Raw genomic sequence first — 1,180 nt, 5'->3', positions numbered from 1 at the left:
TGGCTGCCGTGGACAAGGTGGCGCGCCGCCTGCCGGTGGACCTGGCGCGGGTGGCGGTGGCCGGGTTGTCGGCAGGCGCCAGCATGGCGGTGCTGATGGCGGCGCTTTACCCCCACCGGTTCTGCGCGGTGGCCATGCATTCCGGTGTGGCGCCTGGCACGGCCGAATCCGCCGCCACGGCCCTGGCGGCCATGCATGGCCGCCGCGAGGCCCATCTGCCGGACCCTCCTGCGGTTGCCGCTGCGGTCACACCGACGGACGCTACCGTGCTGCCCGTCAGCGCCGCTGCGGCCTTGCCCCCGCTGCTGATCGTGCATGGCGATGCCGATGGTGTGGTGTCGGTGCGCAACGCGGCGGCGACCGCCTTGTTGTGGGCCGGTGCGTTGGGGGCGCGGGCGGGTGCCATCCGCACTTTGCAGAGGGGCCAGCGATACCCCATGCGGGTGACCGAATTCAAGGCCCGAGGCCGTACCGTGGTGGCGCTGCGCGAGGTGGTCGGGCTGGCCCATGCCTGGAGCGGCGGCGCCGCGCAGTTGCCCTACAGCGACCCGGCCGGGCCCGATGCGTCGGCGCTCATCTGGGCCTTTGTGGCCCGTCAATTCGCAAAATAATCAAGAAAATGGCCGCAAGCGCTAGTGCTGATTGTGCTTGCTGCTATCAAAAAGTGACTATCCGTGCGGGTGGCTCCGGGGGGGGCGCAGGCCACTGCCCGGCTGCGGTCACACCAGCCGAGCGGCCACCAGTTCCTTCTTGAGGTACGCGTAGAACAGCGGCGCCGCCACCAGCCCCGCAGGGCCAAACACGGCCTCGGCCACGAACATCACGCTCAGAAGCTCCCACACGCCCATCTGGGTGCGGCGGCCCACCACCTTGGCGTTGATCACATATTCGGCCTTGTGGATCAGGATCAAAAACCCCAGGCAGGCGGCGGCCGCCAGCGGCGACACCGACAGCCCCACGATGGTGATCACCACGTTGCACACCAGGTTGCCCACGATGGGCACCAGCCCGGCCACGAAGGTGAAGGTGATCAGCACCGGCGTGTAAGGCAGCTGCAGCCCCCACACCGGCAGCACGAACAGCAGGAACAGGGCGGTGAGCAGGGTGTTGAACGCCGCGATCCAGAACTGCGCCGCCACGATCTGGCGGAACGCCTCGCCAAACAGCGTGATGCGCAGTT

General features: G+C 68.6%; 2 protein-coding genes. One reads left to right on the top strand and one right to left on the bottom strand.

What is annotated here, in order from left to right; all coding sequences use genetic code 11:
• The coding region (locus tag DBR23_RS17895) for a PHB depolymerase family esterase (RefSeq protein WP_233250536.1) at positions 1-611 on the top strand (611 nt) is incomplete at its 5' end.
• A 108-nt stretch (positions 612-719) separates the two neighbouring features.
• Here DBR23_RS17895 and DBR23_RS17890 read toward each other — a convergent pair.
• Positions 720-1,180, bottom strand: a 461-nt coding sequence (locus DBR23_RS17890; protein ID WP_146191363.1) for an AI-2E family transporter, incomplete at its 5' end; no start/stop codon positions are given.

This window comes from Acidovorax sp. HMWF018 (assembly GCF_003061035.1).
GTDB classification, from domain to species: domain Bacteria; phylum Pseudomonadota; class Gammaproteobacteria; order Burkholderiales; family Burkholderiaceae_C; genus Acidovorax; species Acidovorax delafieldii.
This window is presented reverse-complemented; position numbering and strand designations above follow the sequence as displayed.